General features: G+C 67.2%; 20 protein-coding genes. 16 read left to right on the forward strand and 4 right to left on the reverse strand.

What is annotated here, in order from left to right:
• Window positions 1-124: 124 nt before the first annotated feature.
• From speA to ACM0M4_RS27215, 4 genes are all read right to left on the reverse strand, one after another.
• Complete coding sequence (gene speA / locus ACM0M4_RS27200; RefSeq protein ID WP_003095365.1) at window positions 125-2,035, reverse strand: arginine decarboxylase; 1,911 nt, start codon at window positions 2,033-2,035, stop codon at window positions 125-127.
• A 250-nt stretch (window positions 2,036-2,285) separates the two neighbouring features.
• Window positions 2,286-2,657, reverse strand: a complete 372-nt coding sequence (locus ACM0M4_RS27205; RefSeq protein ID WP_054375805.1) for a translation initiation factor Sui1 — start codon at window positions 2,655-2,657, stop codon at window positions 2,286-2,288.
• 203 nt (window positions 2,658-2,860) lie between these two features.
• Window positions 2,861-3,397 (reverse strand): NUDIX hydrolase, encoded by a 537-nt coding sequence (locus ACM0M4_RS27210; protein WP_003095369.1) that lies wholly within the window; start codon window positions 3,395-3,397, stop codon window positions 2,861-2,863.
• A 3-nt stretch (window positions 3,398-3,400) separates the two neighbouring features.
• Complete coding sequence (locus tag ACM0M4_RS27215; RefSeq protein WP_003106226.1) at window positions 3,401-4,471, reverse strand: DUF2333 family protein; 1,071 nt, start codon at window positions 4,469-4,471, stop codon at window positions 3,401-3,403.
• Between the two features lie 352 nt (window positions 4,472-4,823).
• Here ACM0M4_RS27215 and gcbA point away from each other — a divergent pair, with 352 nt between their 5' ends.
• From gcbA to urtA, 16 genes are all read left to right on the forward strand, one after another.
• Window positions 4,824-6,452 carry a diguanylate cyclase GcbA gene (gcbA, locus tag ACM0M4_RS27220; protein ID WP_003106227.1) on the forward strand — a complete coding sequence of 543 codons (1,629 nt, stop codon included), beginning with the start codon at window positions 4,824-4,826 and terminating at the stop codon, window positions 6,450-6,452.
• 77 nt (window positions 6,453-6,529) lie between these two features.
• Window positions 6,530-8,503 (forward strand): methyl-accepting chemotaxis protein CtpL, encoded by a 1,974-nt coding sequence (gene ctpL / locus ACM0M4_RS27225; RefSeq protein WP_054375807.1) that lies wholly within the window; start codon window positions 6,530-6,532, stop codon window positions 8,501-8,503.
• A 159-nt stretch (window positions 8,504-8,662) separates the two neighbouring features.
• Window positions 8,663-10,438, forward strand: a complete 1,776-nt coding sequence (locus ACM0M4_RS27230) for a protein-disulfide reductase DsbD (RefSeq protein WP_003106232.1) — start codon at window positions 8,663-8,665, stop codon at window positions 10,436-10,438.
• A 143-nt stretch (window positions 10,439-10,581) separates the two neighbouring features.
• A complete protein-coding gene (aroQ, locus tag ACM0M4_RS27235; protein WP_221345449.1) occupies window positions 10,582-11,025 on the forward strand; it encodes a type II 3-dehydroquinate dehydratase in 444 nt (147 codons plus the stop codon).
• 23 nt (window positions 11,026-11,048) lie between these two features.
• Window positions 11,049-11,519: an acetyl-CoA carboxylase biotin carboxyl carrier protein gene (gene accB / locus ACM0M4_RS27240; RefSeq protein ID WP_003110495.1), complete on the forward strand. Its 471-nt coding sequence runs from the start codon at window positions 11,049-11,051 to the stop codon at window positions 11,517-11,519.
• 17 nt (window positions 11,520-11,536) lie between these two features.
• Window positions 11,537-12,886 (forward strand): acetyl-CoA carboxylase biotin carboxylase subunit, encoded by a 1,350-nt coding sequence (accC, locus tag ACM0M4_RS27245; RefSeq protein ID WP_003095391.1) that lies wholly within the window; start codon window positions 11,537-11,539, stop codon window positions 12,884-12,886.
• A 110-nt stretch (window positions 12,887-12,996) separates the two neighbouring features.
• Entirely contained in the window at window positions 12,997-13,863 is an 867-nt protein-coding gene (locus tag ACM0M4_RS27250; RefSeq protein WP_003112326.1) for an EI24 domain-containing protein, read from the forward strand.
• An 80-nt stretch (window positions 13,864-13,943) separates the two neighbouring features.
• A complete protein-coding gene (gene prmA, locus ACM0M4_RS27255) occupies window positions 13,944-14,828 on the forward strand; it encodes a 50S ribosomal protein L11 methyltransferase (RefSeq protein WP_003107506.1) in 885 nt (294 codons plus the stop codon).
• 95 nt (window positions 14,829-14,923) lie between these two features.
• The gene (locus ACM0M4_RS27260) at window positions 14,924-16,201 is read left to right on the forward strand and encodes a DUF3426 domain-containing protein (protein ID WP_003161322.1); all 1,278 of its coding nucleotides are present in this window, start codon (window positions 14,924-14,926) and stop codon (window positions 16,199-16,201) included.
• A 203-nt stretch (window positions 16,202-16,404) separates the two neighbouring features.
• Window positions 16,405-17,403, forward strand: a complete 999-nt coding sequence (dusB, locus tag ACM0M4_RS27265) for a tRNA dihydrouridine synthase DusB (RefSeq protein WP_221345450.1) — start codon at window positions 16,405-16,407, stop codon at window positions 17,401-17,403.
• Window positions 17,400-17,723: a DNA-binding transcriptional regulator Fis gene (gene fis / locus ACM0M4_RS27270; protein ID WP_003121116.1), complete on the forward strand. Its 324-nt coding sequence runs from the start codon at window positions 17,400-17,402 to the stop codon at window positions 17,721-17,723. Before dusB ends, fis begins: the two co-directional genes overlap by 4 nt.
• Before the next feature lie 79 nt (window positions 17,724-17,802).
• Window positions 17,803-19,410, forward strand: a complete 1,608-nt coding sequence (gene purH, locus ACM0M4_RS27275; RefSeq protein WP_003105151.1) for a bifunctional phosphoribosylaminoimidazolecarboxamide formyltransferase/IMP cyclohydrolase — start codon at window positions 17,803-17,805, stop codon at window positions 19,408-19,410.
• A gap of 103 nt (window positions 19,411-19,513) precedes the next feature.
• Entirely contained in the window at window positions 19,514-20,803 is a 1,290-nt protein-coding gene (purD, locus tag ACM0M4_RS27280; protein WP_023089679.1) for a phosphoribosylamine--glycine ligase, read from the forward strand.
• Window positions 20,804-20,906: 103 nt separating this feature from the next.
• A complete protein-coding gene (gene retS, locus ACM0M4_RS27285) occupies window positions 20,907-23,735 on the forward strand; it encodes a hybrid sensor histidine kinase/response regulator RetS (RefSeq protein WP_003095412.1) in 2,829 nt (942 codons plus the stop codon).
• Window positions 23,736-24,296: 561 nt separating this feature from the next.
• Complete coding sequence (locus tag ACM0M4_RS27290; protein WP_003095417.1) at window positions 24,297-24,890, forward strand: MarC family protein; 594 nt, start codon at window positions 24,297-24,299, stop codon at window positions 24,888-24,890.
• 424 nt (window positions 24,891-25,314) lie between these two features.
• The gene (gene urtA / locus ACM0M4_RS27295) at window positions 25,315-26,580 is read left to right on the forward strand and encodes an urea ABC transporter substrate-binding protein (RefSeq protein ID WP_003105144.1); all 1,266 of its coding nucleotides are present in this window, start codon (window positions 25,315-25,317) and stop codon (window positions 26,578-26,580) included.
• The last annotated feature ends 52 nt before the right edge of the window (window positions 26,581-26,632 follow it).

Genomic DNA, 26,632 nt, shown 5'->3' on the forward strand with positions numbered 1-26,632 from the left:
GGCAGGGAAGTAGAAATGAAGGGTTGCGCGGAACTCCCAGACAACGGAAACGAAACGGCCGGCGGGCGCCTCGCGCCCGCCGGCCATTGCCTGGTTCGCTTCCCGTCGCCGACGGGCTAGCCAGTCAGGACAGGTACGCCGAGCGGGTCAGCCCCAGGCGCAGCGCATCCAGGTACTGGTTGCGCTCGCGGGCGGTGAGCTTGGCCCCGGCGACCTTGTCGCGGTAGAGGGTCATCAGTTCCTCCGGCGACAGGTGCACGTAGCGCAGCATGTCCTCGATGGTGTCGTGGGTCTCGATGCCGGCGTGATAGATGCCGCCGTCTGCGCGCTGGTAGACGTTCACCGAGTCGGTGTCGCCGAACAGGTTGTGCATGTCGCCGAGGATCTCCTGGTAGGCGCCGACCAGGAATACCCCGATCAGGTAGTCCTCGCCCTCCTTCACCTCGTGCACCGGCAGGCTGGTCTCGATGCTCTGCTCGTCGACGTACTGGGTGATCTTGCCGTCGGAGTCGCAGGTCAGGTCCTGCAGTACCGCGCGCCGATCCGGCTCCTCGCCCAGGCGGTGCAGCGGCAGGATCGGCAGCACCTGGCCGATGGCCCAAGTATCCGGCAGGCTCTGGAACACCGAGAAGTTGCAGATGTACTTGTCGGCGAGCTTGTCGTTGAGTTCGTCGAGGACCTGCCGGTGGGAGCGCTGGCGGGCCTTGAGCTGGTTGTGCAGGCGCCGGCAGATAGCGAAGTAGCACTGCTCGGCGAGGGCTTTCTGCGCCAGGCTGATCTTGCCGTCGGCATACTGCGCGGCGGCGTCGCCGATGTAGTGGGTGGCGCGCCAGTAGGTCTCGGTGACCATCTCGGCATCGGTCGGGCCGAGCAGTTCGGCCAGCCAGCGAACGATCTCCGGCTGCTCGTCGAGATCGACGATCTTCGGCACGTCGTCGTTGTGCCGCTCGACGTCGGTGACCTGGGTGATCAGCACCGCATGGTGCGCGGTCAGCGCCCGGCCGCTCTCCGAGAAGATGTGCGGATGCGGCAGGCCCTGGGCGTCGCAGAACTCCTTGAGCATGCCGACCACCACGCCGGCATAGTCATCGATGTCGTAGTTGATCGAGCTGGCGTTGCGCGAATGGGTGCCGTCGTAGTCGACGCCGAGGCCGCCGCCAACGTCGATGTGATCCACCGGCAGGCCGAGCGCGCGCAGCTCGCCGTAGTAGCGGATGGCTTCCTTGAAGCCGTGCTGGTAGTCGGCCAGGTTGGCGATCTGCGAGCCCATGTGGAAATGCAGCAGGCGCACGCCCTGGTCGAGACCGGCCTGGCGGAAGCGCTCGACCACCGACAGCAGCTGGGCGGCGGAAAGGCCGAACTTGGCCTTCTCGCCACCGGTGTCTGCCCACTTCGACGAAGCCAGCGAGGACAGCCGCACGCGCAGGCCGACCTGGGGCTGCACGCCGACGTTGGCGGCCTCCTCGATCACCAGCTGCACCTCGGATTCCTTCTCGATCACGATGAACACGTTGTGCCCGAGCTTCTGCCCCATCAGCGCCAGCTTGATGAACTCGCGGTCCTTGTAGCCGTTGCAGACGATGGTGCCGCCCTTCGGGGCCAGCGCCAGCACCGCCATGAGTTCCGGCTTGGAGCCTGCCTCCAGGCCGATGGAGACGTTCTCGGTGGCGATGATGTTCTCCACCACCGCTTCCTGCTGGTTGACCTTGATCGGATACAGCGCGGTATAGCGGCTCTGGTATTCGAGGCGCTCGATGTTCGCGTCGAAGGCGCCGGTGAGCTTGCGCACGCGGTCCTGCAGGATATCCGGGAAGCGCACCAGCAGCGGCAGGCTCAGGCCCGCCTCGCGCAACTGGCCGACCAGCTCGTAGAGATCGATGGGCGTCGAGTCGGCGCCCTGCGGACGCACTTCGACATTGCCGCCATCGTTGATGGCGAAATAACCCGCACCCCAGTGGCGGATGCCGTATACGCCGCGGCTGTCGGCCACGGTCCAGTTGCTGCCATCGTCTTTGCGAGTCCGTCGAGCGGCCATGCGCGGTGATCTCCTCAATGTTCGGGGTCGGGCGGGCGCCGGGATCTCCGGATGGCCCTGGGCCGGCACGCCTGTGGTGGAGGCTAGCCGGAGGATGTGACGTTGCCGTGTTGACCGCCACACTGGGCGGTAGTTTAGGAAAGCCGAGGAAATCCGCTCATGCGGGTATCCGCAGTCTCCCATCTAGGGAAAGGGCTGGTGCGGCCTTCGCGGTGCCGGACCTGCCCGCTCTCTGCAGGGGAGAACGCGGTCAGCCGCCGGACTTCTTCGCCTTGAAACCGCGCTTGAGGAGTTCGTCGATCAGCAGTTCGACATGCTCGCCCTGGATCTCCACCACGCCGTCCTTGAGACTGCCGCCGGTGCCGCAGCGCCGCTTCAGCGCGCTGGCCAGCTCCTTGAGCGCATCGCCGGCGAGCGGCAGGCCACTGATGGTGGTCACCGCCTTGCCGCCGCGGCCCTTGGTCTCGCGGCGCACGCGCGCGATCCCGTCGCCGACAGGCGCTACGGCCTGCCCGCAGATGCAGGCGTCTTTGGGTTGCTGGCAGTCCGGGCAATGCCGGCCGCCATCCGTGGAATACACCAGCCCGCCGAGGGCGGACAGGGACGAAGCTTTTTTGACCACCGGGCGTTTCCCCCAGAATGGCCTCGACGGGCCAGGTCAACAACGATGGCCGGCGGGAGCCGACCGCGACGCCCCACTCAGGCAGGGGCTGCGCAGGGGCGGCATGGGGACCGCCCGAAAAGGTCGCGCAATTTAGCAGCATTGCGAGCAAATGCTAAGAGCGAAAATGCGCCATTGATCGGTGAAATGGCGACATCCGCGGCTCAGGCGTCCAGGTACAGGCGCAACGCCTGCAGGGAATCGGGGCAGTACGGCAAGCTGCGAGCCTCCTCCAGCGCCAGTTCGGGACGGATGAAGCGGGCCTCGGAGATTTCCTCCGCCTGCAGGCGCAAGGGCGCATCGGAGACGGCGGAAAACACCGCGCACCAGAGCCGGTTGCCCGGTTCGTCGAAGAAGAAGCGACCATGTTCGCGCAGGACCGCGTCGCGGATTCCCAGCTCTTCCTCCAGTTCGCGGGCGGCGGAGTCGGCGTAGGGCTCGCCGGCCTGGACCATGCCGCCGGCGGCGAGGTCCCAGTACCCGGGATAGACCGCCTTGCTCAGGGTCCGGCGCTGCACGCACAGCTCGCCGGCGGAGTTGAACAGCAGGATGAAGGTGCCGCGACCGATCAGCCCGCGCTCGCGCAGCTCCGCGCGCGGCAGGCTACCGAGCGGGCGGTCCTGCTCGTCGACCCAGGCGATGAGTTCGGCGTCGGAGGCGGCCCGGTGGGCCACCTCTTCGGCGCTGATCGGCGCGGCCATGAGTCAGCCCTGGGAAAGCAGCTGGCGCAGGTCGATCACCGCGGCGTTGGCGCGGGAAATGTAGTTGGCCATCACCAGCGAGTGGTTGGCCAGGATGCCGTAGCCGCTGCCGTTCAGCACCATCGGGCTCCACAACGGCTCCTGCGCGGCCTCCAGTTCGCGGATGATCTGCCGCACGCTGACCGTGGCGTTCTTCTTCGCCAGCACGTCGGCGAAGTCGACCTCGATGGCGCGCAGCAGGTGCGACAGCGCCCAGGCCTGGCCCCGGGCCTCGTAGAAGACGTTGTCGATCTGCAGCCAGGGGGTTTCCTGGACCACTTCCTCGACCTTGGGCGCCTCGCCCGGCTGTACCTCTTCGGGGTTCTTGATGTTGGTGTTCAGCTTGACCCGGCCGACGCTCGCCGACAGGCGCTGGGACAGCGAGCCCAGGCGGGTGGCGACGTCGCCCAGCCAGTTGTTCAGGTTGTCGGCGCGGGCATAGAACTGCGCGTTGGGCTGGTTCGGGTCGGACAGACGGGCCAGGTAGCGATCCAGCGACTTGATGCCTTCCTGGTACTCCGACTCGGACGCCGGCAGCGCCCAGCTCTTGTTGTCGAAGTTGAAGCGCGGCTCGGCGCGAGCCAGGTCGGCGTCCTCGGTGGACTGCGACTGCGAACGGGCGAAATCCTTGCGCAGCGCCCGGCTGATGTCGCGCACCTGGACCAGCACGCCATACTCCCAGCTGGGCATGTTGTCCATCCAGATGCCCGGCGGGAAGATGTCGTTGGAGATGTAGCCGCCCGGCTTGGTCAGCAGGGTGTCGACCACTTCCTTGAGGGTCTCCACCGTGGTGTAGCCGGTGACCATCTGCCGCCCGGCGCGCTCGGCGGCGGCCTGGGCGTCCTGCTGCACGGGGAACAGGTCGGGTTCCTGGCTCCAGTACCAGCCGACCAGCATCGCCACCAGCAGGTAGATGCCCAGCAGGCCTCCCACCACGCGCACCAGCCAGGGGCCGCCGAAGTAGGTACGCACATCATCCACGGAATTGTCCACGCGATCGCGCATGGTCCCACGACGCTTCTTCCAGTCCAGCATGGCAAGGGTCCTTAAAACAGCTCGATAGATGGGGGATTGGACCATGGCGAACGCGTTCCGTGCCAAGCGCCAACCCTTCCAGGACGCCGAAAACCTCGGCATCGTCGGCTTTCAGCGTAGTGGAAGCCGGTTTTGTGCCGGAATGCTCAGTGAGAATTTTCCGAAACAGGCATAAGCATGCCGTAGTCCGTCGCACAAAGGCACCCACCAACAGGTGGGGATGACATTTGGAAAAGAAAAGGCTCCTCTCGTCAGCCGCCCAACGGCCGCTGGCTTTCATGGCGATAGGTGATAGCATAGAGCCATCATTCGCAGCGACGCTCTGCCGCGAAGACCACGAAAGAAGCGCGTCATGATGACCGAGCACGATGACCCGACCCTGGACCGCCTGAAGCACCACTTCGCCCAGCGAGTGATCAACCAGGCGCGCCAGGTTCTGGAGGTCTGGCAACGCCTGACCCGCGCGGAGTGGAACAGCGACGGCATGGAAGAACTGGCCGACGCCACCCTGCGCCTGCAGCGCTACGCCGAACGCTTCGAGCAAGCCGAGCATGCCCAGTTGGCCGGTGCCATCGACCGTACCCTGGACGTCGTCGAGGCCAACCGCGGCCGGCTTTCCAGCGAGTCGATCAGCGAACTCAACCAGTTGATGCAGCGCCTGTCGCGCACCGGCCTGCGGCATGGCGACCAGCTCGAGCACACCGTCCTGCCGCCGTTGCGCAAACCGGTCTACCTGGCACTGAAGGACCGCGAACGCGCCGAGCGCCTGGCCCAGCAACTGGAATTCTTCGGTCTGCAGGCGCTGAGCTGCGAGACCGCCGACGCCTTCCGCGCCAGCATGCGCGAACGCTACCCGGCGGCGATCGTCATGGAAGTCGATTTCGCCGGCCCCGACATGGGCCTGCGACTGGCCAGCGAGGCCCAGGCCGGCCTCGAACACAAGCTGCCGGTGCTGTTCTTCAGCGACAGCGAGACCGACACACCAACCCGCCTGGCCGCGGCCCGTGCCGGCGGCCAGGAATTCTTCACCGGCACCCTGGACGCCTCCAGCGTGCTGGAAAAGATCGAGACCCTCAGCCGCCTGAGCTTCTACGAACCCTACCGGGTACTGATCGTCGACGACTCCCGGGCCCAGGCGCTGCACACCGAGATGGTCCTCAACAGCGCCGGGATCATCACCCGCGCGCTCACCGAGCCGCTGTCGGTGATGGCTGAGCTGAGCGACTTCCAGCCCGACCTGATCATCCTCGACATGTACATGCCCGAGTGCCTGGGCACCGAGTTGGCCAAGGTGATCCGCCAGCACGAACGCCACGTCAGCGTGCCGATCATCTACCTGTCCGCCGAGGACGACCTGGACAAGCAGCTGGACGCCATGAGCGAAGGCGGCGACGACTTCCTCACCAAGCCGATCCGCCCGCGCCACCTGATCGCCACCGTGCGCACCCGCGCCAGCCGCGCGCGCAGCCTGAAGGCGCGGATGGTGCGCGACAGCCTGACCGGCCTGTACAACCACACCCATACCCTGCAACTGCTCGAGGACGCCCGCCTGCGCGCGCGTCGCGATGGCCGTCCGCTGAGCTTCGCGATGCTCGACATCGACCACTTCAAGCAGGTCAACGACCGTTTCGGCCACCCCATGGGCGACCGGGTGATCAAGGGCCTGGCGCTGTTTCTCAAGCAGCGCCTTCGCAAGACCGACCACATCGGCCGCTATGGCGGCGAGGAGTTCGCCGTGGTCCTTCCGGACACCGATCTGGACGCCGCGCGCCTGGTGCTCGACGAGATTCGCCAGCGCTTCGCCGAGATCCACTACCCGGCGCAACCGACCGACCTGCGCTGCACCTTCAGTTGCGGCATCGCCGAGCTGACCCCGGACCTCGATATCAAGAGCATGGCCAAGCAGGCCGACGAAGCGCTGTACCGGGCCAAGCACGGCGGACGCAACCGGATCGAGGTATATCGTCCCGACGCCCGGTAATGGCTCTTTGTCATCACCCGGTAACCAAACGGAAATAACCTGCGGTCTCGCCGCTCCGTAGTCGGACGAGACCCGCCATGCGCCTCAAGCAACTCACCAATCTCAACACCCTGCTCCTGCTCACCGTCTGCCTCGCCCTGGGAATCACCCTGTGGTGGTCGCAACGCGCCATGGAGCGCCCGTTCCAGTTGCTCGACCAGTACCTGGAGCTGTCGCAGCGCTTCGACGAACAGGTCGCGCGCAACATCCGCCAGTACCTCGGCAGCGGCGACGCCGTGCGCCAGCAGGCCGCGCTGCAGGCCCTGGAAAGCCTCGCCGAGGCCTTGCCGGAGCTACCGCCGGACCTCGCCCGGACCCTCGCGCCAAGCCTCGCGGAGTTGCGCGAATTCAGCGCCGGCGACCTGCTCGCCGCCGGCAAGCTCGCCGGCGACCCGCAGGGCCTGCTGCTACAGGCCGAGCGCGACCTCGCCGGCAACCTGGAACAATGGTCCGCCTACCTGGACGCCGCGACGGAGCAGCCCCAGGCCGGCGCCTACCGCACCCCGCTGCTGCTCGCCAGCCTGCACCTGACCCGCCTCAGCCTGGCCCGCGCCAAGCTGGTGGAAAGCGCCAACCCGGCCCTGGCCGGCGACGTCGAGCGCGAATTGGCCAACCTGCGCGAGCAGGCCGGGCGGATCGAGGCCTTGCCGCTGCTCGGCGTGCTCGACGAGCAACGCTCGGCCAGCGACGACTTCGCCGCCATGATGGGGCTGGCCGGCGACGCCGAGGCTGGCGCCGGCAATGCCGAAGACCGCGGCGTGGCGCTGCGGCGCGAACTCGCCAGCCTGCTGCAACGCTATCCGGACGAGTTGCGCCGCACCCGCGACCTGATCGAGCGTCGCCAGCAACTGTCCGCCGACACCGGCGCCAGACTGGACGCGGTGCGCCAGGCCCTGGCCACCCTGGAACCGCAGGTGCGCGGCGAACGCCAGCGCCTGCAAGGCCAGGTACGCCTGATCCAGGGTGGGATGATCGCCCTGATCCTGCTCATCGCCCTCGCCATCGACAGCCTGCAAAGACGCCTGGCGCGGGTCCTCGGGCAACTGGTGCCGGCGCTCTCGGCCTGGGCCGACGGCGACTTCTCGCGCCCCATATCCCTGCGTACCCGCACCGAGGACCTGCGCAACCTGGAAGATTCGCTGAACCGCCTGCGCAGCTTCCTCGCCGAGCTGGTCGGCGCGATCCACCGCCGCGCCGAACAGGTCGCCGGCAGCAGCCAGACCCTGGCCGAGGTCAGCAGCGGCCTGCACGCCGGGGTCGAGCGCCAGGCCGGCGATACCGGGCAGATCCGCGACGCCCTCGGCGACATGGAAGCGGCGATCCAGCAGGTCGCCGGAGACGCCAGCCAGACCGCCGACGCCAGTCGCAGCGCAGGCCAGGCAGTGGAGCATGGCCAGCGGGTGATCGGCGAGAGCCTGGGCGGCCTGCGCGAGCTGGTCGACGAGGTGCAAGGCAACGCCCAGTCGATCGAGCGCCTGGCCGAGGAGTCGGCGACCATCGGCAGCGTGCTGACGGTGATCCGCTCGATCGCCGAACAGACCAACCTGCTCGCCCTCAATGCCGCCATCGAGGCCGCCCGCGCCGGCGACCAGGGCCGCGGCTTCGCCGTGGTCGCCGAGGAAGTCCGCTCGCTGGCCCAGCGCACCGCCGGCGCCACCGAGGAGATCCAGCAGCTCATCGGCCGCCTGCAACAGGCCGCGCGGCAATCGGTGGAGGCCATGCGCAGCCAGGTCGAGCATGCCGAACGCACCGCCGAACAGGCCGGCGCGGCGGAAGGCGCGCTGGACGAAGTGGTCGCCGCGATCCATACCATCGGCGTGATGGCCGAACGCATCGCCGAAGGCTCGACCCAGCAGAGCCAGGCGGTCGGCGAGATTCGCTCGCACAGCGAACGCATCCACGCCCTGGGCGGGGAAAACCTGCGGCTGATCGGCCATAGCCGCGAACAGGGCGAGCAACTGCGGCAACTGGGCGGCGACCTGCGCACCACGGTGCAGGCTTTCCGCCTGTGACCCTGCGGCGACGTGCCGCAAGGCGCCAGAGGAACCGTCTGGCTTCGGACCGGTCGGATACCGCTCAGCGGAACCGGGGCAGGACCTGATCAGCCGCACGGGGCTCGATCGGGCCCGGCTTTCCGCTATCATTCCGGCTTTTGATCCGACGAGATATCCATGCGCCGCCTGCTGACCCTGATCCTCCTGCTGGTCGCCCTGCCCGCCGGCGCGGGCCTGTTCGACAGCCGTCCCGGCGCCTCCCTCGGCGGCGGCCTCGATGGCGGCGGCTTCCTCAAGGTCGACCAGGCGTTCAAGCCCAGCGTCGAGCGCAGCGACGCGCAGCACGTGCTGCTGCGCTTCGTCAACGCCGAGGGCTACTACCTCTACCGCCACCGCTTCCAGTTCAAGGTCGAGCCAGCCCAGGTCAGCCTCGGCCAGGTGCAGCTGCCGGCGGGCAAGCAGCACCACGACGAGTACTTCGGCGATACCGAGGTCTACTACAACATCGTCGACCTGAAGATTCCCCTGAACAACCCGGCCCGGCAGCCCTATACCCTCGTGGTGACGTACCAGGGCTGCGCCGACAAGGGCCTCTGCTACCCCCCGGAAACCAGGCGCTTCGACATCGACGGCGGTGCCGCGACGCCAGCCGCGAGCGACGCGGCCGGCAAGGGCCCGCTCGAGCACAAGGGCAAGCGCAGCCTGCTGTTCTTCTTCCTCGCCGGCCTGACCCTGACCTTCACCCCCTGCGTGCTGCCGATGCTGCCGATCCTCTCCGGAGTGGTCCTGCGCGGCCGGCCGGGCGGTGGTCGCGGCTTCGTCCTGTCGCTCGCCTACGTGCTGCCGATGGCGCTCTGCTTCGCCCTGCTCGGCGCGCTGATGGGCATGTTCGGCGCCAGCCTCAATCTCCAGGCGCAATTGCAGTCGCCCTGGGTACTGGTGCCATTCGCGGCGTTCTTCGCGCTGTTCGCCGTGGCCATGTTCGGCTTCTTCGAGCTGCGCCTGCCCGGCTTCATCCGCGAACCGCTCGACCGCCTGGCCGGCGATGCGCGCGGCGGCTCGATCCTCGGCGCGGCCACCCTCGGCGTGCTTTCCAGCCTGCTGGTCTCGCCCTGCGTCTCCGCCCCGCTGGCCGCCTCGCTGCTCTATATCAGCGCCAGCGGCGATGCCTGGGGGGGCGGCCTGCAACTGTTCGCCCTCGGCCTGGGCATGGGTACGCCGCTGGTGGTGTTCGGCGCCGGCGGCGGCGCCCTGCTGCCCAAGAGCGGAGCCTGGATGAACGGCGTGCGCAACGCCTTCGGCGTGCTGTTGCTGGCGGTCGCCGTGTGGCTACTGGAGCGGGTGGTGTCCGGCCCGGTGGCGCTGATGCTCTGGGGCATGCTCGCCGGCGGCGCCGGCCTGGCCCTGGGCGCCCTCGAATTCACCCCGAAGAGCGCCGCACGCCGCCTGCTGCAACTGCTTGGCCTGATGTTCCTGACCTACGCGGTGGCCGCCTGGATCGGCGCCCTGCAGGGCGAGTCGGACCCGATCCATCCGCTGGGCCGCTCGGTGCCGTCGATCCATGCCGGGCCGCCGAGCACGCCCGGCGAATGGCAGAACCTGACCACCCCGGCGCAGTTGGACGCCGCCCTGGCCGAGGCACGTCAGGCCGGCAAGCCGGTGCTGCTGGACTGGTATGCGGACTGGTGCATCAGTTGCAAGGTCATCGAGCGCCAGGTTCTCACCGATCCCACGGTGCAGGCACGACTGCCGGCCTACCGCCTGCTGCGCTTCGACATCACCGAAAGCAACCCGGCCCAGCGCGGCCTGCTGGACCGCTACAACCTGTTCGGTCCGCCGGCGATCCTGTTCTTCGCCCCGGGCGGTGACGAATGGAGCGACTTGCGCGTCATCGGAGAGATCGACGCCGCCGGGCTCGCCGAACGACTGCGCCGGGCCGCTACCCGGCAGTGACATGCGCTGACATACTTCTGCCGCAATTGCCGGTCAACATGCGGCGATCTACTGCAATCTAACAGTGACTGGACAGTCATACGGAAATTCCGGCATAGTGCCCGCTTGCCGTTTGCAGCCTGTACAGGACAATCAACAAGACAATGGCGACCCTCCTCGTATTGCACGGGCCGAATCTGAACCTGCTGGGCACCCGCGAGCCCGGCACCTACGGTTCGACCACCCTCGGGCAGATCAACCAGGACCTCGAGCGCCGCGCCCGCGAAGCCGGCCACCACCTGCTGCATCTGCAAAGCAACGCCGAATACGAACTGATCGACCGGATCCATGCCGCGCGCGACGAAGGCGTGGACTTCATCATCATCAATCCGGCGGCATTCACCCATACCAGCGTCGCGTTACGTGACGCGCTGCTTGCGGTGAGCATCCCATTCATCGAAGTGCACCTGTCGAACGTGCACAAACGTGAACCTTTCCGGCATCACTCCTACCTCTCCGACGTGGCGGTAGGGGTGATCTGCGGTCTCGGCGCCACAGGCTACCGCCTGGCCCTGGAATCCGCCCTTGAACAACTTCAACGCCCCTGACCTCACTGGGAGTGCTAGCGCTAATGGACATTCGTAAAGTCAAGAAACTGATCGAGCTGCTGGAAGAGTCCGGTATCGACGAACTGGAAATCCGCGAAGGCGAAGAGTCGGTACGCATCAGCCGCCACAGCAAGACCGCCGCCCAGCCGGTGTACGCACAGGCTCCGGCCTTCGCCGCTCCGGTCGCCGCGCCGGCGCCGGCAGCCGCCGCTCCGGCCGCCGCTGCCGCGGAAAGCGCCCCGGCCGCGCCGAAGCTGAACGGCAACGTGGTTCGCTCGCCGATGGTCGGCACCTTCTACCGCGCCGCCTCGCCGACCTCGGCCAACTTCGTCGAAGTCGGCCAGAGCGTGAAGAAAGGCGACATCCTGTGCATCGTCGAAGCCATGAAGATGATGAACCACATCGAAGCCGAAGTTAGCGGCACCATCGAGTCGATCCTGGTGGAGAACGGCCAGCCGGTTGAGTTCGACCAGCCGCTGTTCACCATCGTCTAAGCCGCGGGGAACCTGCGATGTTGGAAAAAGTGCTGATCGCCAACCGCGGCGAAATCGCCTTGCGCATCCTTCGCGCATGCAAGGAGCTGGGGATCAAGACGGTGGCGGTACACTCCACCGCCGACCGCGAGTTGATGCACCTGTCGCTCGCCGACGAATCGGTGTGCATCGGTCCGGCCCCGGCCACCCAGTCGTACCTGCAGATCCCGGCGATCATCGCCGCGGCCGAGGTCACCGGCGCCACCGCGATCCACCCCGGCTACGGCTTCCTCGCCGAGAACGCCGACTTCGCCGAGCAGATCGAACGCTCCGGCTTCACCTTCGTCGGCCCGACCGCCGAGGTGATCCGCCTGATGGGCGACAAGGTCTCGGCCAAGGACGCCATGAAGCGCGCCGGCGTCCCCACCGTGCCGGGCTCCGACGGCCCGCTGCCGGAAGATGAAGAAACCGCCCTGGCGATCGCCCGCGAGGTCGGCTACCCGGTGATCATCAAGGCCGCCGGCGGCGGCGGCGGGCGCGGCATGCGCGTGGTCTACGACGAATCCGAGCTGATCAAGTCGGCCAAGCTGACCCGCACCGAGGCCGGCGCGGCGTTCGGCAACCCGATGGTCTACCTGGAGAAGTTCCTGACCAACCCGCGCCACGTGGAAGTCCAGGTGCTTTCCGACGGCCAGGGCAACGCCATCCACCTCGGCGACCGCGACTGCTCCCTGCAGCGCCGCCACCAGAAGGTGATCGAAGAGGCGCCGGCCCCCGGCATCGACGAGAAGGCTCGCCAGGAAGTCTTCGCCCGCTGCGTCCAGGCCTGCATCGAGATCGGCTACCGCGGCGCCGGCACCTTCGAGTTCCTCTACGAGAACGGCCGCTTCTACTTCATCGAGATGAACACTCGCGTGCAGGTGGAGCACCCGGTATCTGAGATGGTCACCGGTGTCGACATCGTCAAGGAGATGCTGCGCATCGCCTCCGGCGAGAAGCTCTCGATCCGCCAGGAGGACGTGGTCATCCGCGGCCATGCGCTGGAATGCCGGATCAACGCCGAAGACCCGAAGACCTTCATGCCCAGCCCGGGCAAGGTCAAGCACTTCCACGCCCCCGGCGGCAACGGCGTGCGCGTCGACTCGCACCTCTACAGCGGCTACAGCGTGCCGCCGAACTACGACTCGCTGGTCGGCAAGGTCATCACCTACGGTGCCGACCGCGACGAGGCGCTGGCGCGGATGCGCAATGCCCTGGACGAGTTGATCGTCGACGGTATCAAGACCAATACCGAACTGCACAAGGACCTGGTGCGCGACGCCGCCTTCTGCAAGGGCGGGGTGAACATCCATTACCTGGAGAAGAAACTGGGTATGGACAAGCACTGATCCGTCAGTCGCTGCGCACAAGGGCTGCCTCCGGGCGGCCCTTGTCGTTTCCGCCTGCCGGCCGCCCCAACGGTGCTATCCTCGTCGCCCCTCCACCACCGGACTCCTGCATGGAACGCATCCGCCGCTGGTACCGCCAATCGCTGGCCGCCGCGACCGAGGCCGCGACCTGCTTCGCCCTGGGTTTCAGGGAAAGCCTGCAACCCGCCGCACTCTTCCGCTCCGCGAGCCTGTGCATTCTCGTCAGCGTGCTGTGCACCTGGCTGTTCGTGCATTTCTTCGAACCGATCATCCGCCTCTGCGGCTGGGCCGCGCTGTACACGGCATTCAGCGTGGCCAACTTCGCCCTGATCCCCAGCGGCTCGCTGATCGAGGCCGGCAGCGGTGGCCCGTACTTCGATCCGCTGGCGGCCTTCAACGGCCTGGCGGGACTGGCGCAACTGGCGTTCTATTTCGTCGGCTATGCCGCGCTGTTCTTCGTCGCCCTGTACGCCGCCAGCATCGTCTTCGGCATCCGCCTGGGCCTGCGCATCGGCCTGCTCGGACAACTGAAGGAACAGGTCCGCCAACGCTACCCGCGACTGGCACCTGCCTCCGGCGAAAGGATCTCGCTGTGGCGTGCCGCCGGCTTCCGCCTGGCACCCTGGCTGGGCGTTTCCGGATCGATCCTGGTCGGCCTGCTGGTTCCGCTCTACAACGGTGTACTCCTGCTGCTGGCGCTGGCCTACCTGAACATCCGCTTCCTGCTGCCCGCCACGCTGGCCGGGCTGGCCGATGCCGGCGAGCAGCTCGCCGTGCTTCGTGCTCGCCGCGGCAGCCTGTTGCTGTTCGGCCTGCTGATACTGCTCCTGGCGCTGGTGCCGCTGCTCAACCTGCTGCTGCCGGCGGTGCTCGGCGGCGGTACCTGCCACCTGGCCAATCGCGGCCTGGCGCAACTGCGCGGCGAGGCCACGGCAGAGAGTGGCAGCGCCGGCTAGCCTCAAGTAAGCTTGCGCGGTGGAAAACGGGTCGCCCCTGGGCGGCCCGTTTCGTTTACAGCCGCAACAGAGGTCGCCCCATGCCCTGGTTACAAGTTCGCCTGGCCATCACCCCGGAACAGGCCGAAACCTACGAAGACGCCCTGCTCGAAGTCGGCGCCGTCTCCGTGACCTTCATGGACGCCGAAGACCAGCCGATCTTCGAGCCGGACCTCGGCACCACCCCGCTGTGGTCGCGCACCCACCTGCTGGCGCTGTTCGAAGCGGACACCGATGAGACCGCCCTGCTCGCCCACCTCGCCTTGCTTACCGGCGGCGACCTGCCCGAGCACCATGTCGAGGAAATCGCCGACCAGGATTGGGAACGCAGCTGGATGGACAACTTCCAGCCGATGCGTTTCGGCCGCCGCCTGTGGATCGTGCCGAGCTGGCACGCCGCCCCCGAGCCGGACGCGGTCAACCTGCTGCTCGATCCGGGCCTGGCCTTCGGCACCGGCACCCACCCGACCACCGCGCTGTGCCTGGAATGGCTCGACGGCCAGGAACTGGCCGGCCGGCAGGTGCTCGACTTCGGCTGCGGCTCGGGAATCCTCGCCATCGCCGCGCTGCTGCTCGGCGCCGAACGGGCGGTCGGCACCGACATCGATCCACAGGCCCTGGAAGCCTCGCGCGACAATGCCTCGCGCAACGGTATCGAGCCCGCGCGGTTCCCTGTCTACCTGCCGGCGGACCTGCCGCAGCGACAGGCCGACGTGCTGGTCGCCAATATCCTCGCCGGCCCGCTGGTTTCCCTCGCCCCGCAACTGACCGGCCTGGTACGTCCCGGCGGCCTGCTGGCGTTGTCCGGCATCCTCGCCGAGCAGGCCGCGGAGGTCCGCGCGGCCTACTCCGCACACTTCGATCTCGACCCGACCGCCGAGCGCGAAGGCTGGATCCGCATCAGCGGCCGCCGCCGCGCCGATTGATGGCGCGCTGCCAGCCACCACTGATCCCGCCCCACTGCCTTCGTGCAAGAAGCTTGGGGTAGACTAGCCGCCGGATTTTCCCTACGGATCGCCGCATGAGCGAAAGCGTCATCACCCAATGTCCCCATTGCAGCACCAGTTTCCGCGTCAACGACGCGCAACTGGGCGCCGCCAATGGCGCGGTCCGCTGCGGCACCTGCCTGAAAGTCTTCAACGCCCTGCAACACCAGGTCGGTGGCGCGCCGCGCGCGAACGCTCCTTCGGCAGCCGAAGCGAAGCCGGCCGCCGCTCCGCCACCCGCGCCCAGCGTCGCGGCCGCCACCTCGGCCGCGCCCCCGGCAGCGCGCCCGCGCGACGAAACCCTGTGGATCCATGACGACCTCGACCTGGACAGCCTCAACCTCGACGAGGAACTGGCCAAGCTCGACGAATTCGAGCTGAACCAGGAATTCTCCAGCATCGAGAAGGCCCCGCGACCGGCGGAAAGCCTGCTGGCGCGCCGCGACGACGAACGCGATCCACATGACGAACGCTGGGCCGAGGCGCTGATCGCCGATGCCGAACCGGCCCAGCCGGCGCGCGGCAATCCGCGCCAGGAACCGAGCCTCGGCGAACCGCTGGCGGAAGAGCGGGTATCCTTCGTGCCGCTGCGCCGCGCCGAGGATCCGCCGGAACTTCGCCTCAGCCTCGATGACGACGATGACGACGAGCCCAGCCTCGGCAAGCGCCGCCACGGCCTGAGCGCCCTGGATGAAGACGACGAGGAAAGCGCCGAGGAACAGTCCGTCGCGCCCCTGGGCAGCGCCCGCAAACCGGACGAGGCGCCGGTCGAGAGTCTCGACCAGTTGCGCGACGAGCCGCTGCAACTGGCCTGGGAGAAGCCCCGGCGCCAATGGCCGCGGCGTCTCGGCTGGCTGCTGCTGATCCTGCTGGCGCTGGGCGGTCTCGCCGCTCAGTACATCGCCTACCATTTCGACGAACTGGCGCGCCAGGACGCCTATCGCCCCTGGTTCGCCCAGCTCTGCCCGGAAATCGGCTGCACCCTTCCCTCCAAGGTCGACGTGGAGCAGATCAGGAGCAGCAACCTGGTGGTCCGCAGCCATCCCGAATTCAGCGGCGCGCTGGTGGTCGACGCGATCATCTACAACCGCGCCAGCTTCTCGCAGCCGTTCCCGCTGCTGGAACTGCGCTTCGCCGACCTCAACGGCCACCTCATCGCCAATCGCCGCTTCAAGCCCGGCGAGTACCTCGGCGGCGAGCTGGCCGGACGAACGGAAATGCCACCGCAGGTACCGATCCACGTGTCGCTGGACATCCTCGACCCGGGTCCGAAGGCGGTGAACTACAGCCTGAGCTTCCATTCCCCGGAGTGACCGGAAAGACCTCGCCGGTCGCCGCCGGGCCGCTACGCCCACCCGCTCGCGCGGAGCGCCAGGCGCAAGTGCCGCTCGTCTTCCAACTGTAAGAACTAAGGAATCGGCTGTTCAGAATTTATCCAAAACAGCCTTTATCCGGTCATCCAGAGCGGGTATCATGCCCTCCCTTTTTTCGCAGCACCGCAAGACAGGGAAGCCCCATGTCGGTGGTACGCATCGGCCCATATACACTGCCCAACAGACTGATCCTCGCGCCGATGGCCGGGGTGACCGATCGTCCGTTCCGTCAGCTTTGCCGTCGCCTTGGCGCCGGGATGGTGGTATCGGAGATGGTGACCAGCGACGTCCGCCTGTGGAACAGCCGCAAGTCGCGCCTGCGCCTGATCCACGATGGCGAGGACGAGCCGCGCTCGGTGCAGATCACCGGTGGCGATCCGGCCATGCTGGCCGAGGCCGCGCAGCGCAATGTGGAACTCGGTGCGCAGATCATCGACATCAACATGGGCTGCCCGGCGAAGAAGGTATGCAACAAGGCAGCGGGGTCCGCCCTGCTGCGGGACGAGGCGCTGGTCGCCGAGATCCTCGATGCCGTGGTCAGGGCGGTCGACGTACCGGTCACCCTGAAGATCCGGACTGGCTGGGACCGGGACAACCGTAACGGCGTCACCGTCGCGAAGCTCGCCGAACAGGCGGGGATCCAGGCTCTTGCGGTGCATGGCCGGACCCGCGCCGACCTGTACGCCGGGGAGGCGGAGTACGAGACCATCGCGGCGATCAAGCAGGCCGTGTCGATACCGGTGTTCGCCAATGGCGACATCGATTCGCCGGAAAAGGCCAGGAAAGTCATCGAGCAGACCGGGGTGGATGCCCTGCTGATCGGTCGGGCCGCCCAGGGAAGACCGTGGATTTTCCGCGAGATCGACCATTACCTGCGGACCGGCGAGCACCTGCCGGCGGCGCCGCTTCCCGAAGTGCAGAGCATCCTGCTCGAACACCTCGCGGAGCTGCACCTTTTTTATGGGGAAGAAATGGGTGTGCGGATCGCCCGCAAGCATGTGGGGTGGTATCTCGCGACTCTGCCGGGCGCAAGGGAATTCCGCGCCCAGTTCAATCGTTTGCAGGACACGGATGCGCAGTGCGCCAGCGTCAGGCAGTTCTTCGCCGAGCGCCAGAACAACGGAACAGGGGTGGCCGCATGACAACGATGACGACCGAGACTTTAGTGAGTGGAACAACGCCCGTGAGCGACAACGCCAACCTGAAACAGCACCTCACCACGCCGACGCAAGAAGGGCAGACCCTGCGCGACAGCGTGGAGAAGGCATTGCACAACTACTTCGCCCACCTCGAAGGGCAGCCGGTCACGGACGTTTACAACATGGTGCTCTGCGAAGTCGAAGCGCCGCTGCTGGAAACCGTCATGAACCACGTCAAGGGGAACCAGACCAAGGCCTCCGAGCTACTCGGCCTGAACCGCGGGACCCTGCGCAAGAAACTCAAGCAATACGATCTTCTTTAAGAGCGGCGGCGGGCTCCGGCCAAGGGCGCGCGTCCCGGCCGGCACCCGCGGCCGGAAGCCAGCCCTCAGGACCCTTGCAATGACCGACCAAACCACCCGCCTGCCCATCCGCCGCGCGCTGATCAGCGTTTCCGACAAGACCGGCGTCGTCGACTTCGCCCGTGAGCTGGTCGCCCTCGGCGTGGAAATCCTTTCCACCGGCGGCACCTACAAGCTGCTCCGGGACAACGGCATCTCTGCCGTGGAAGTGGCCGACTACACCGGCTTCCCGGAAATGATGGACGGTCGGGTGAAGACCCTGCACCCGAAGGTGCATGGCGGTATCCTCGGTCGCCGCGACCTGGACGGCGCGGTCATGGAGCAGCACGGCATCAAGCCGATCGACCTGGTGGCGGTCAACCTGTATCCCTTCGAGGCCACGGTGGCCAGGCCCGACTGCGACCTGCCTACCGCCATCGAGAACATCGATATCGGCGGGCCGACCATGGTCCGTTCGGCGGCGAAGAACCACAAGGATGTCGCCATCGTGGTCAATGCCGGCGACTACGCCGCCGTGATCGAATCCCTCAAGGCCGGCGGCCTGACCTACGCCCAGCGTTTCGACCTGGCCCTCAAGGCGTTCGAGCACACCTCCGCCTACGACGGCATGATCGCCAACTACCTGGGTACCATCGACCAGACCCGCGATACCCTAGGCACCGCCGACCGCGGCGCCTTCCCGCGCACCTTCAACAGTCAGTTCGTCAAGGCCCAGGAAATGCGCTACGGCGAGAACCCGCACCAGAGCGCGGCGTTCTACGTCGAGGCGAAGAAAGGCGAGGCCAGCGTCTCCACCGCCATCCAGTTGCAGGGCAAGGAACTGTCGTTCAACAACGTCGCCGACACCGACGCCGCCCTGGAATGCGTGAAGAGCTTCCTCAAGCCGGCCTGCGTGATCGTCAAGCATGCCAACCCCTGCGGCGTCGCCGTGGTGCCGGAAGACGAAGGCGGCATCCGCAAGGCCTACGACCTGGCCTACGCCACCGATAGCGAATCGGCGTTCGGCGGCATCATCGCCTTCAACCGCGAGCTGGACGGCGAAACCGCCAAGGCCATCGTCGAGCGCCAGTTCGTCGAGGTGATCATCGCGCCGAAGATTTCCGCCGCCGCCCGCGAGGTGGTCGCCGCCAAGGCCAACGTACGCCTGCTCGAATGCGGCGAATGGCCAGCCGAGCGCGCCCCGGGCTGGGACTTCAAGCGGGTCAACGGCGGCCTGCTGGTACAGAGCCGCGACATCGGCATGATCAAGGCCGAGGACCTGAAGATAGTCACTCGCCGCGCGCCCACCGAGCAGGAGATCCACGACCTGATCTTCGCCTGGAAGGTGGCCAAGTTCGTCAAGTCCAACGCCATCGTCTACGCCAGGAACCGCCAGACCGTCGGCGTCGGCGCCGGCCAGATGAGCCGGGTCAACTCCGCACGGATCGCCGCGATCAAGGCCGAGCACGCTGGCCTGGAAGTGAAAGGCGCGGTGATGGCTTCCGACGCCTTCTTCCCGTTCCGCGACGGCATCGACAACGCGGCCAAGGCCGGCATCACCGCGGTGATCCAGCCGGGCGGCTCGATGCGCGACAACGAAGTGATCGCGGCGGCCGACGAGGCGGATATCGCGATGGTGTTCACTGGCATGCGCCATTTCCGCCATTGAGTATCACGGCGGCTGAGCGCGATGCGGTCAGCCGCCCTACCCACGAATTTCACGCAGGGCGGATAACGCGGCGCGTTACCCGCCGTTGCGCCAGGAGAACCCCATGAACGTACTCATCATCGGCAGCGGCGGTCGTGAACATGCCCTGGCCTGGAAAGTCGCCCAGGACCCGCGCGTGGCGAAGGTCTTCGTCGCCCCGGGCAACGCCGGCACCGCCACCGAAGCCAAGTGCGAGAACGTCGCCATCGACCTGCTGGCCCTGGAGCAACTGGCCGACTTCGCCGCGAAGAACGTCCAGTTGACCATCGTCGGTCCCGAGGCGCCGCTGGTGGCAGGCGTGGTCGACCTGTTCCGTGAGCGCGGCCTGGATATCTTCGGCCCGACCGCCGGCGCCGCCCAGCTGGAAGGCTCGAAGGCCTTCACCAAGGACTTCCTCGCCCGCCACCGGATCCCCACCGCCGCCTATCGCAACTTCACCGAGGTCGAGCCGGCCCTGGCCTACCTGCGCGAGCAGGGCGCACCCATCGTCATCAAGGCCGATGGCCTGGCCGCGGGCAAGGGCGTGATCGTCGCCATGAACCTGGACGAAGCCGAAGCCGCCGTGCGCGACATGCTCGCCGGCAATGCCTTCGGCGACGCCGGCTCGCGCGTGGTGATCGAGGAGTTCCTCGATGGCGAGGAGGCCAGCTTCATCGTCATGGTCGACGGCCAGAACGTGCTGCCGATGGCCACCAGCCAGGACCACAAGCGCGTCGGCGATGGCGACAGCGGGCCGAACACCGGCGGCATGGGCGCCTACTCGCCGGCCCCGGTGGTCACCGCCGAGGTCCACCAGCGGGTGCTGGACGAAGTGATCTACCCGACCGTGCGCGGCATGGCCGAGGAAGGCAACGTCTATACCGGCTTCCTCTATGCCGGCCTGATGATCGACAAGAGCGGCGCGCCCAAGGTCATCGAATTCAACTGCCGCTTCGGCGATCCGGAAACCCAGCCGATCATGGTCCGCCTGGAGTCCTCCCTGGTCCTGCTGGTCGAGGCCGCCCTGGCCAAGGCGCTGGACAAGGTCGAGGCGACCTGGGACCCGCGTCCGACCGTGGGCGTGGTACTGGCCGCCGGCGGCTATCCGGGCGACTACGCCAAGGGCGAGGTCATCGAAGGCCTGGCCGAGGCCGCCGCGCTGGACGGCAAGGTGTTCCACGCCGGCACCGCGCTGAAGGATGGCCAGGTGGTCACCTCCGGAGGCCGCGTTCTCTGCGCCACCGCCATCGGCGAGAGCGTGTCCGCCGCCCAGCAACAGGCCTATCGCCTGGCCGAGAAGATCCGCTGGAACGGCTGCTTCTACCGCAAGGACATCGGCTACCGTGCCATCGCCCGCGAGCGCGGCGAGTCCTGACCGGGCCCGAGGCCGCGGGCGCCGCACGGCGCTTCCGCGGCCTATGCCGTTGCCACGGCCACTTGGCTATAATCCGGCCATTCACCTTCGAAGGGACTTCGCCGTGGTACGGCTTCGGATCGCCATAGGACTACTCGTCAGCTTCCTGCTGCTTCTGCTCGGTCCGATGTCGCCGGCGGTCGCGGACGACGCCGGCGTTTCCAGCGTTCCCCTGCAAACCACCGCCACCACCCCCAGCGTCAACCAGAACTGGCGCCTGCTGCGCGACGAGAGCGCGCAACTGCGGATCGCCGACGTCCTCCAGCGCAAGGAGCAGTTCCGCCCGCTGGCCAAGCGCTCCTTCATCTTCCCCGCCAGCCCCCAGGCGGTCTGGCTGCAGGTCCAGCTTCCCGCGCAGAAGGTGCCGAGCTGGCTGTGGATCTTCGCCCCGCGGGTGCAGTACCTGGACTACTACCTGGTGCAGGACGGCCAACTGGTGCGGGACCAGCACACCGGCGAGTCGCGACCGTTCCAGGAGCGCCCGCTGCCCTCGCGCTCCTACCTGTTCTCGCTGCCGGTCGACGGCAAGCCGATGACCCTGTACGTGCGGATGACCTCCAACCATCCGCTGATGGCCTGGTTCGACCAGATCGACGAAGCCGGCCTGGTCGGCCTGGAGAAGCCCGCCTACGCCTTCGGCATGCTGCTCGGCGGCATGCTCCTGCTGCTGATGTACAACCTGATCCGCTTCGCCTACTCGCGCAGCGCCAGCAGCCTGTGGCTGGCGGCGGTGCACGCGGCGCTGGCGGTCTGCGCCGCGGCGAACCTGGGGCTGGTGGCGTTCTGGCTGCCGGGACTCAAGTTCAACCAGTCGCTGACCGCCGACCTCGGCGCCCTCGGCGCCGCGGTGAGCCTGCTGTGGTTCGCCTGCAGCTTCTTCCGCGGCACTGCGGAAAGCCGCCTGAACCGCCTCCTGCAAGGCGAGGCGCTGTTGATCCTGGCGGTCGGCGCGATCATCGCCTTCACCCAGCAACTCTGGTTCAGTTGGCTGATCTACCTGCTGGTGATCCTCAGTTCGCTCAGCGTCCCGCTGATCGCGGCCTGGCACTGGTATCGCGGCTACCAGCCGGCGCGCCTGATCGTTGCCGGGATGATCGTGTTCAACGCCGGCTTCATGGTGTTCCTGCCGGTACTGTTCGGCACCAAGCAACTCGATCCGGGCTGGCTGGTGCTCGGCGTGTTCAGCTTCGCCACCCTCGCCGGGCTGGTCCTGAGCGTCTCGCTCACCGAACGCCAGCGGCTGATCCAGCAGCTCAACCTGCAACAGCGCACCAGCGAGGCGGCGCACACCGCGGAATTGCAGACCAAGGCCGAGTTCCTGGCCAAGATCAGCCACGAGATCCGCACGCCCATGAACGGCGTGCTGGGCATGACCGAACTGCTCCTCGGCACCCCGTTGTCGGCGAAGCAGCGCGACTACGTGCAGACCATCCACAGCGCCGGCAACGAGCTGCTCACGCTGATCAACGAGATACTCGACATCTCCAAGCTGGAGTCCGGGCAGATCGAGCTGGACGAAGTGCAGTTCGACCTCAACGCGTTGATCGAGGACTGCCTGGATATCTTCCGGGTCAAGGCCGAGCAGCAGCGCATCGAGCTGATCAGCTTCACCCAGCCGCAGGTGCCGCGGGTCATCGGCGGCGATCCGACGCGCCTGCGCCAGGTGGTCCTGAGCCTGCTGGACAACGCGTTCAAGCAGACCGAGGAAGGCGAGATCCTGCTGGTGGTGGCCCTCGACGACCAGGGCGAGACGCCACGCCTGCGCATCGCCGTGCAGGACAGCGGCCACCCGTTCGACGCCAAGGAGCGCGAGGCGCTGCTCACCGCCGAGCTGCACAGCGGCGACTTCCTTTCCGCCAGCAAGCTCGGCAGCCACCTCGGCCTGATCATCGCCCGCCAACTGGTGCGGCTGATGGGCGGGGAGTTCGGCATCCAGTCCGGCAGCAGCCAGGGCACCACCCTGTCGCTGACCCTGCCGCTCGACCCGCAGCAGCTGGAGAACCCCACCGCCGACCTCGACGGCCCGCTGCAGGGCGCCCGGCTGCTGGTGGTGGACGACAACGAAACCTGCCGCAAGGTGCTGGTGCAGCAGTGCAGCGGCTGGGGCCTGAACGTCAGCGCGGTGTCGTCCGGCAAGGAGGCGCTGGCCCAGTTGCGCACCAAGGCGCACCTGCGCGAGTACTTCGACGTGGTCCTGCTCGACCAGGACATGCCCGGCATGACCGGCATGCAACTGGCGGCGAAGATCAAGGAAGACCCCAACCTCAACCACGACATCCTGCTGATCATGCTCACCGGGATCAGCAACGCGCCGAGCAAGATCATCGCCCGCAACGCCGGGATCAAGCGCATCCTGGCCAAGCCGGTGGCCGGCTACACGCTGAAGGCGACCCTCGCCGACGAACTCGCCCAGCGCGGCGTCAGCGGCGTCACCAACTACCTGCAACCGGCCAAGGAAGCGCAGGCGCCGAGCCTGCCGAGCGACTTCCGGATCCTCGTCGCCGAGGACAACAGCATCTCCACCAAGGTCATCCGCGGCATGTTGAACAAGCTCAACCTCCAGCCGGACACCGCCAGCAACGGCCAGGAGGCGCTCAGCGCGATGAAGGCGACCCAGTACGACCTGGTGCTGATGGACTGCGAGATGCCGGTTCTGGACGGCTTCTCCGCCACCGAGCAGCTCCGCGCCTGGGAAGCCCACGAACAGCGCCCGCATACTCCGGTGGTGGCGCTCACCGCGCACATCCTCAGCGAACACAAGGAACGCGCGCGGCTGGTCGGCATGGACGGGCACATGGCCAAGCCGGTGGAGCTGTCGCAATTGCGTGAGCTGATCGCCTACTGGGTCGGCGAACGCGATCGCCGCCGCCAGGGCGACGCCCTGCCCTCCTGAGGGCAGCGACGTGCTCCGGCGCTGCACCCGGCCTCCGCCACGGCGGATAACCGCACGCGGCTATTCGCCCTACGCCCCGGTGGTCCCGGCTCCCGTAGGGCGCATGACGCCAACGGCGTTATCCGCCGATACCGCCACTTCCGCCACGGCGGATAACCGCACGCGGTTATTCGCCCTACGCCCCGGTGGTCCCGCCTCCCGTAGGGCGCATAACGCCAACGGCGTTATCCGCCGACACCGCCACTTCCGCCACGGCGGATAACCGCACGCGGTTATTCGCCCTACGCCCCGGTGGTCCCGCCTCCCGTAGGGCGCATAACGCCAACGGCGTTATCCGCCGATACCGCCACTTCCGCCACGGCGGATAACCGCACGCGGTTATTCGCCCTACGCCCCGGTGGTCCCGGCTCCCGTAGGGCGCATGACGCCAACGGCGTTATCCGCCGACATCCGGCCTCGTTGTCACATGCCACGCGAACCGGCATATTGCCAACCCGCCGGACATCGCACCGGCCCGTCGCACGCTATGCTCATGCCCACACCCGGACCGGAAGCGCCTCCATGCATTTGCTGTTCAGCGTCTACCTGAAGATGCTGGTGCTCTATAGCCCCTTCTTCGTGCTGTCCTGCTTCATCAGCCTCAGCCGCGGCTTCGGCCCGCGCGACCGCAAGCGCATGGCCTGGCGGGTGGCCCTGGCGGCGCTGATCGCCAGCGTCGCGCTGTACCTGTTCGGCCGCTACATCTTCATCCTCTTCGGTATCACCGCCGACGCCTTCCGCATCGGCGCCGGCAGCGTGCTGTTCATCTCCGCGCTGGGCATGGCCCAGGGCCGCGCGGCGGTGCAGAGCGACAACGTGCAGCAGGACGTGACCATCGTCCCGCTGACCATTCCTCTCACCGTCGGCCCCGGCACCATCGGCGCGCTGCTGGTGATGGGCGTCGGCCAGGGCTGGGAGGCCAAGCTGATCTCCCTGGTGGCGATCTTCCTCGCCTGCCTGACCCTCGGCACCACGCTCTATCTTTCCGACCGCATCGAACGCCTGCTTGGCGACCAGGGGCTACAGATCGTCAGTCGCCTGATGGGCCTGTTCGTCTGCGCACTGGCGGCGCAGATCATCGTCACCGGCCTGAAGGGTTCGCTGTTCCCAGGCTGAGCGCACCAGCCTGAGGCGGACGCCCTGGATGCCGCGCCCTGACGCACCGCGGTGGTGCCAGGACGGAGCGACGGCGTACCCATGGACGCGCCGCCGGCGGCAAGGAGGGAGGTCAGCGCGACGCCTCCCCTTCCGGAGCCCACGGCGCCTTCTCCGTCGATATCCGGCGAAAACCCGTTGAAAACGCAGCCTTCCCCGGCATAGCCAGACCTGCTCGGCATGCTTCCCCGGCGACTCGCGGCGCCTTTTCGCCGACCGATACCGGCCAGCGCCAAGAAGAGGCACAGCCTTTGCTCTGGAGCCTCGACGAAGAGATCCAGGCCGCAGTGCGCACCCCGCCGTCCACCGGACGGATGCCCGACGACAAGCACGACGCCTCCTGAAAACTGCCGCCCCGACCGCTGGTGAATGGAGAACAACACCAATGAAACGTCGCAGTCTGCTCAAGGCCTTCACGCTGTCCGCGTCCATCGCTTCCATGGGCCTGTCCTGGTCCATCCAGGCCGCCGAAACCATCAAGGTCGGCATCCTCCACTCGCTGTCCGGGACCATGGCGATCTCCGAGACCTCGCTGAAGGACATGGCCCTGATGACCATCGACGAGATTAACGCCAAGGGCGGGGTCAACGGCAGGAAGCTGGAGGCGGTGGTGGTCGATCCCGCGTCGAACTGGCCGCTGTTCGCGGAAAAGGCCCGCCAGTTGCTGACCCAGGACAAGGTCGCGGTGGTCTTCGGTTGCTGGACCTCGGTGTCGCGCAAATCGGTGTTGCCGGTGTTCGAGGAACTCAACGGATTGCTGTTCTACCCGGTCCAGTACGAGGGCGAGGAACTCTCGCCGAACGTCTTCTATACCGGCGCGGCGCCGAACCAGCAGGCGATCCCGGCGGTGGAGTACCTGATGAGCGAGGACGGCGGCGGCGCCAGGCGCTTCTTCCTGCTCGGCACCGACTATGTCTACCCGCGCACCACCAACAAGATCCTGCGCGCCTTCCTGCACAGCAAGGGCGTGGACGACAAGGACATCCAGGAGGTCTACACGCCGTTCGGCCACAGCGACTACCAGACCATCGTCGCCGACATCAAGAAGTTCGCCGCAGGCGGCAAGACCGCGGTGGTCTCCACCGTCAATGGCGACTCCAACGTGCCCTTCTACAAGGAACTGGCCAACCAGGGCCTGGAAGCCACCGAGGTACCGGTGGTGGCCTTCTCCGTAGGCGAGGAAGAACTGCGCGGCATCGACACCAAGCCGCTGGTCGGCAACCTCGCGGCATGGAACTACTTCGAGTCGGTGAGCAATCCGGTCAACGAGAAGTTCGTCGCCGACTGGAAAGCCTACGCCAAGGCGAAGAACCTGCCGAACTACGGCACCGCGGTGACCAACGACCCCATGGAAGCCACCTACGTCGGCATCCACATGTGGGCGCAGGCCGTGGAAAAGGCCGGCAGCACCGAGGTCGACAAGGTTCGCGAGGCGATGGCCGGGCAAAGCTTCAAGGCGCCATCCGGCTACACGCTGGTCATGGACAAGAGCAACCACCACCTGCACAAGCCGGTGATGATCGGCGAGATCCAGGACGACGGCCAGTTCGAAGTGGTCTGGAAGACCCCCGAGCCGCTTCGCGCGCAACCTTGGAGCCCGTTCATCCCGGGCAACGAGAAGAAGCCGGAGCATGCGCTGAAGAGCAACTGAGTTCTGCCGTGAAGAACCCTGCCCCCCTGACCAGGCGTTCCCCTGAACGGAA

The sequence above is a fragment of the Pseudomonas sp. 18-147 genome, from assembly GCF_051048045.1.
In the GTDB taxonomy this organism is placed as follows: Bacteria; Pseudomonadota; Gammaproteobacteria; order Pseudomonadales; family Pseudomonadaceae; genus Pseudomonas; species Pseudomonas aeruginosa.

Bases quoted from the DNA above. Each gene is read 5' to 3' on its own strand.
- aroQ (WP_221345449.1), top strand. From the start codon at position 10,582: ATGGCGACCCTCCTCGTATTGCACGGGCCGAATCTGAACCTGCTGGGC.
- purH (WP_003105151.1), top strand. From the start codon at position 17,803: ATGACCGACCAAACCACCCGCCTGCCCATCCGCCGCGCGCTGATCAGC.
- urtA (WP_003105144.1), top strand. From the start codon at position 25,315: ATGAAACGTCGCAGTCTGCTCAAGGCCTTCACGCTGTCCGCGTCCATC.
- accC (WP_003095391.1), top strand. From the start codon at position 11,537: ATGTTGGAAAAAGTGCTGATCGCCAACCGCGGCGAAATCGCCTTGCGC.
- ACM0M4_RS27230 (WP_003106232.1), top strand. From the start codon at position 8,663: ATGCGCCGCCTGCTGACCCTGATCCTCCTGCTGGTCGCCCTGCCCGCC.
- ACM0M4_RS27290 (WP_003095417.1), top strand. From the start codon at position 24,297: ATGCATTTGCTGTTCAGCGTCTACCTGAAGATGCTGGTGCTCTATAGC.
- fis (WP_003121116.1), top strand. From the start codon at position 17,400: ATGACAACGATGACGACCGAGACTTTAGTGAGTGGAACAACGCCCGTG.
- ACM0M4_RS27210 (WP_003095369.1), bottom strand. From the start codon at position 3,397: ATGGCCGCGCCGATCAGCGCCGAAGAGGTGGCCCACCGGGCCGCCTCC.
- ctpL (WP_054375807.1), top strand. From the start codon at position 6,530: ATGCGCCTCAAGCAACTCACCAATCTCAACACCCTGCTCCTGCTCACC.
- accB (WP_003110495.1), top strand. From the start codon at position 11,049: ATGGACATTCGTAAAGTCAAGAAACTGATCGAGCTGCTGGAAGAGTCC.
- ACM0M4_RS27260 (WP_003161322.1), top strand. From the start codon at position 14,924: ATGAGCGAAAGCGTCATCACCCAATGTCCCCATTGCAGCACCAGTTTC.
- speA (WP_003095365.1), bottom strand. From the start codon at position 2,035: ATGGCCGCTCGACGGACTCGCAAAGACGATGGCAGCAACTGGACCGTG.
- purD (WP_023089679.1), top strand. From the start codon at position 19,514: ATGAACGTACTCATCATCGGCAGCGGCGGTCGTGAACATGCCCTGGCC.
- ACM0M4_RS27215 (WP_003106226.1), bottom strand. From the start codon at position 4,471: ATGCTGGACTGGAAGAAGCGTCGTGGGACCATGCGCGATCGCGTGGAC.
- dusB (WP_221345450.1), top strand. From the start codon at position 16,405: ATGTCGGTGGTACGCATCGGCCCATATACACTGCCCAACAGACTGATC.
- gcbA (WP_003106227.1), top strand. From the start codon at position 4,824: ATGATGACCGAGCACGATGACCCGACCCTGGACCGCCTGAAGCACCAC.
- prmA (WP_003107506.1), top strand. From the start codon at position 13,944: ATGCCCTGGTTACAAGTTCGCCTGGCCATCACCCCGGAACAGGCCGAA.
- ACM0M4_RS27250 (WP_003112326.1), top strand. From the start codon at position 12,997: ATGGAACGCATCCGCCGCTGGTACCGCCAATCGCTGGCCGCCGCGACC.